The sequence below is a fragment of the Polynucleobacter sp. 39-46-10 genome (assembly GCF_002282275.1).
On record NZ_NCJB01000185.1, the window covers coordinates 1 to 4612 of the forward strand.

The window sequence follows — 4612 nt, forward strand, 5'->3', positions numbered from 1 at the left end:
CCCTGTTGAATAACGCTCACACTTCTCGCGTGAAGATGATTGTGGTTGACTCAGGTTTGAATAACTTAGGTGAATGGCGTAAGCACGAGCGTGATTTAGCTGCAGACTACAAGTTGGCCTATGGTGAGGCACCAGGTAATGTCATTGGGATTGCACTTCTGACCGATACCGATAACACCAAGTCAGAAACCCGTGCCCTCTACGGTGATATTGAGTTAGTGCGTAAGAATCTCAAATAACTTCAGACTGCATAGGGCTCCAACGCTTGAGCAGTAGGGCGTTACTCAAGACGCAGAAGCTGGAGAGGGCCATGGCACTACCAGCCAGCATAGGTGATAAATAACCCAAAGCTGCCATCGGTATACCAATCGTATTAAATGCAAATGCCCAAAATAAATTTTGACGAATCTTGTCCCAAGTTTTTTTAGAGATATCAATCGCAGCCGCTACTAGTGTTGGGTCTCCGCGCATGAGAGTAATTCCAGCTGCCTGCATGGCCACATCCGTTCCGGTGGACATCGCCATACCCACATCTGCCATAGCTAATGCTGGGGCATCATTCACGCCATCACCAACCATCGCCACGAAATGTTTTTTACCTTTAATACTGTTCTGCAGATTTCGAATGATGTCTGCTTTATTGCTTGGCATGATTTGGGCAAAGACTTCGTCAATGCCAATAGTCTTTCCTACGCGGTTTGCAGCTGCTAAGTTATCACCAGAGAGCATCACCGTCCGAATATGCAATGCATGAAGTGCAGCGACTGCTGATTTCGCATTGGGCTTGAGCTCATCACCAAACGCAATCACAGCAATTGGCTTTGATGCTTGCTCATCCTGACCACTCATGCTCATCAAAACGGAAACAGTTTGACCTTGCTCAAAACAGCCCTGAGCCTTTTGCAAAACGATATCGTGTTGCAGACTTCCTTCAAGTGAGGCTACGCTTTGCAGGCGAAGCGTTTGAGCTACAAAAGGACCGGAGCTTGGCATGCCTTCAATCCCAATACCAGGTAAGCCCTTACTCGATGAAGTAGCAATCGGTGTGACACCTTTTTCCTTGGATGCATCTATCAGTGCTTTAGCCAAAGGATGTTCACTTCCCAACTGCAAGCCTGCGGCTGTAGCGAGAATGAGCTCAGTATCAGCAGATGATTGATCAAAAGGGAGTAGGGCTAGCATGCGTGGCTTGCCAATAGTGAGTGTCCCGGTCTTATCAAACGCGACGATATTGAGTTTGTGCGCCAGCTCCAATACTTGAGGATCCTTAATCAAAATGCCAAAGCGTGCGGCGATACCAGTGCCGGCCATGATCGCAGCTGGAGTAGCAAGTCCGAGTGCACAAGGACAGGCAATTACAAGAACAGCGACAGCCCGTAAGATAGCGATCGATACGGAGTCAAAGTAGAGCCAGTTCCCAATGCCAGTAATCAGCGCAAGAACAATCACGGTAGGTACAAAGATCGCACTCACCTGATCAACTAATTTTTGAATAGGTGCTTTTTGTGTTTGCGCTTCCTCTACTAAATTAATAATTTGTGAGAGCACGCTTTCAACACCAACTGTTTGAGCAGTTACTATCAGTACGCCTTCACCATTTAAGGCGCCACCAATGACTTTCGAGCCAACTAATTTCTTAACGGGCTCGCTTTCACCGGTAAGCAGGGATTCATCGACATGGCTAGACCCAGAAATAATTACGCCATCTACTGGGATGCGTTCACCGGGAAGTATCAATATCCGATCCCCTGGTAGCACTTGATCGAGGGGTAAGTCACGGCGTTGATCCTCGCCTACACCTGTATTGCCTTGGAGTTCAACATCTGCGTTTAACACTTTCGCATGCTCTGGCCAGAGTTTTTGCAGGGCGCGTATCGCTTCACTAGTTTGTTGCTTGGCACGTGACTCTAGCCATTTACCTAATAAGACCATGCAGATAATGACCGCAGATCCCTCAAAGTAGAGTTCATGCGTATGGTTTGAGGCGAGCAAGAGATAAAGGCTAAGTCCATAGGCAGCACTGGTGCCTAGTGCCACTAGTAAGTCCATATTGCCGGCACCAGCCATCAAGGATTTATAGCCCGCCACGTAGAAGCGCCACCCTAAAATGAACTGTACTGGTGTGGCCAAGGCAAGCTGCCACCAGCCAGATAAAGACCAGTGAATGCCAAAAGGCATGAAGAGCATGGGTAAGAAGAGTGGGGCGGATAGCAGGAAGCTCAGAATCACCCGACCTAAACCATCATCAGCCCAAAAGGACTTACTAGTCTTCTTGTCTAAATTGCCTCGTATAGAGCTTTCTTTGGCCTCATAACCTGTTTTTTTAACAAGTGTGATGATGTCTTCGAGGGTGGAGGAGCCACGTTTTACCCGAACCCTGGCCTGCTCAGTCGCTAAATTGACGGTAGCCGCCTCAACCCCAGGAATCTTGTCCAAAGCCTTCTCTACACGACTGACACAAGAGGCGCAGGTCATCCCACCTATATCGAGGGTATAAAACTCTGAATTACTCGTTTCTGTGGAGTGCATGTAGAAGATAATCTACCGTAAGGTGAAAAAAGGCCATCAACAACCGTATTTTGACAGTTTTTAAGGGATAACTATGTTTACGCTCAAGGTTTCAGGTATGACATGCGGCGGCTGTATTAATGCTGTAACTCGAGCTGTGCAAGCTCAAGACCCTCAGGCTCAGGTTCAAGCAGACTTGGCGACACAGATAGTGACGCTTGAAACAACCCTCACCCCCGAGCTAGCTGCTGAGCTCATAACAGATGCCGGATTTCCAGTTTCACAATAGAGATTAGTCCGGCTTTAGCAATTTTTTGCATGTGCGGTTAATCTACCCACTATTCCATTATTTGTAATACATCTCAATAAACCCTATTGAGATCCCCTTGTGGGAATGTTTATCTTAGGAGAAGTCGGTGGCGCTTACTGTAGAGGCTGTGCAAGCAGCATTAAAAGGTCTGGTTGACCCAAATACACAAATTGATTTTGTATCAGCAAAGAGTGTCAAAAATTTAAAAGTTGATGGTGGCGATATCAGTCTAGATATCGTTCTCGGATATCCAGCCAAAAGTCAGTTCGATTCGATCCGCAAATCTGTCATTACTGTTCTGCGTGAATTACCTGATGTCAAGAATGTCAGCGTTAATGTCAGTAGTCAAATCGTGGCCCATTCTGTTCAGCGTGGAGTCAAACTACTTCCTAATGTAAAAAATATTATTGCTGTAGCCAGTGGTAAAGGCGGAGTAGGTAAATCCACCACGGCAGTGAATCTAGCATTAGCCTTAGCTGCGGAAGGTGCGCAAGTTGGCATGTTGGATGCAGATATTTACGGCCCTAGTCAACCGATGATGCTGGGTATTACTGGCAGACCCACTTCTATTGAAGAAAATACGATGGAGCCAATGGAAGGTCACGGCCTGCAAGCGAGCTCGATTGGATTTTTAATCGATGATGATGCACCTATGGTGTGGCGCGGTCCAATGGTGACTTCAGCTCTTGAGCAATTGCTTCGTCAGACACGTTGGCGTGATCTTGATTACCTGATTGTGGATATGCCACCAGGTACGGGGGATATTCAGTTAACGCTTGCTCAGAAGGTGCCTGTTACTGGCGCAGTTATTGTGACTACTCCTCAAGACATTGCATTACTAGATGCCCGTAAGGGCTTAAAGATGTTTGAGAAAGTGGGTGTTCCTATTGTGGGCATCATCGAAAACATGAGTACTTATGTTTGCCCAAGTTGTGGTCATGAAGAGCATGTGTTCGGTACCGGTGGCGGCCAAAAGATGTGTAAAGAATACGGCGTTGATTTCTTGGGTGACTTACCGCTCAATTTATCGATTCGTGAGCAGGCTGATGCAGGTCGCCCAACCGTAGTGGCTGATCCGGATGGTGCTATTAGTGCAATTTATAAAACGATTGCTAGACGAGTTGCCATTAAAGTAGCGGCTCTTTCAAAAGATATGAGCAGTAAATTTCCTAACATCGTGGTTCAAAACACCTGAGGCCTTATGCGTTTTGCAGTTCTCATGCGTAAGCAGTTCGTTGATAACCCCTGGATTTCCTATCGTTGGGAGCCTCGGGAGGTGTTGCCAGATTTTGGGCAATTTAATAATGCAACTGCTGATGAGGGAAAAATTGTTGGGCAGTTCTTAGGGCGCGATGATCAAGGCGAGTCTTGGTTATTTACTGGGTATGAGCTCGATCTTTATCAGGATGAGGCTGAAGGTTACTACCTCAACTTATCAGCTCCTCAGCCTTGCTGGTTTGTGATGTGGCGTTTAGAGGAAGATATTGAGCGTTACATCGATGCTCAGTCTATCGAGTTAGCCAAATCGGAGGCAACCATTGCCGTCCCGCACCGTATTAGTGTGAGCTATAACGAAGCAGGTCGCCTATTGGATGGTGGCGAATCAGTCGATAACATTCCCTTGTCTACGGAACATGCCTCTTGGTTGCAAGAATATGTGAACGAGCATTACCGTCCTGAGCCTAAAAAGCGCCATCGCCCCGAATCATTTAAAGGCGCTAACCGCGGGGTGGAGGATTAATGGCTGGGGGATTTCTCAATCGCTGGTCGCGCCTCAAGTCTGGGGAGGAAGTT

General features: G+C 47.1%; 5 protein-coding genes. 4 read left to right on the forward strand and 1 reads right to left on the reverse strand.

The genetic code is table 11. The annotated features are described in order from the left end of the window. A partial coding sequence (locus tag B7X71_RS12090) for a DUF3047 domain-containing protein (protein WP_293600851.1) occupies positions 1–239 on the forward strand: 239 nt, incomplete at its 5' end. Here B7X71_RS12090 and B7X71_RS12095 read toward each other — a convergent pair. Continuing rightward, positions 232–2529: a heavy metal translocating P-type ATPase gene (locus tag B7X71_RS12095; protein WP_293600852.1), complete on the reverse strand. Its 2298-nt coding sequence runs from the start codon at positions 2527–2529 to the stop codon at positions 232–234. The genes B7X71_RS12090 and B7X71_RS12095 overlap by 8 nt on opposite strands. 73 nt (positions 2530–2602) lie before the next feature. Between B7X71_RS12095 and B7X71_RS12100 the strand changes: the two genes are divergently transcribed. The 3 genes from B7X71_RS12100 to B7X71_RS12110 all read left to right on the forward strand — a co-directional run bounded on the left by B7X71_RS12100 (position 2603) and on the right by B7X71_RS12110 (position 4559). After that, positions 2603–2797, forward strand: a complete 195-nt coding sequence (locus tag B7X71_RS12100; protein WP_293598581.1) for a heavy-metal-associated domain-containing protein — start codon at positions 2603–2605, stop codon at positions 2795–2797. A 127-nt stretch (positions 2798–2924) separates the two neighbouring features. Further along, positions 2925–4013 carry an iron-sulfur cluster carrier protein ApbC gene (apbC, locus tag B7X71_RS12105; protein ID WP_293598580.1) on the forward strand — a complete coding sequence of 363 codons (1089 nt, stop codon included), beginning with the start codon at positions 2925–2927 and terminating at the stop codon, positions 4011–4013. A 24-nt stretch (positions 4014–4037) separates the two neighbouring features. Beyond that, entirely contained in the window at positions 4038–4559 is a 522-nt protein-coding gene (locus B7X71_RS12110) for a DUF3305 domain-containing protein (protein WP_363927028.1), read from the forward strand. Positions 4560–4612 lie beyond the last annotated feature (53 nt).

Excerpts from the sequence above, each read along its gene's own strand:
- B7X71_RS12095 (WP_293600852.1), bottom strand. The coding sequence starts at position 2,529 with ATGCACTCCACAGAAACGAGTAATTCAGAGTTTTATACCCTCGATATA.
- B7X71_RS12100 (WP_293598581.1), top strand. The coding sequence starts at position 2,603 with ATGTTTACGCTCAAGGTTTCAGGTATGACATGCGGCGGCTGTATTAAT.
- B7X71_RS12110 (WP_363927028.1), top strand. The coding sequence starts at position 4,038 with ATGCGTAAGCAGTTCGTTGATAACCCCTGGATTTCCTATCGTTGGGAG.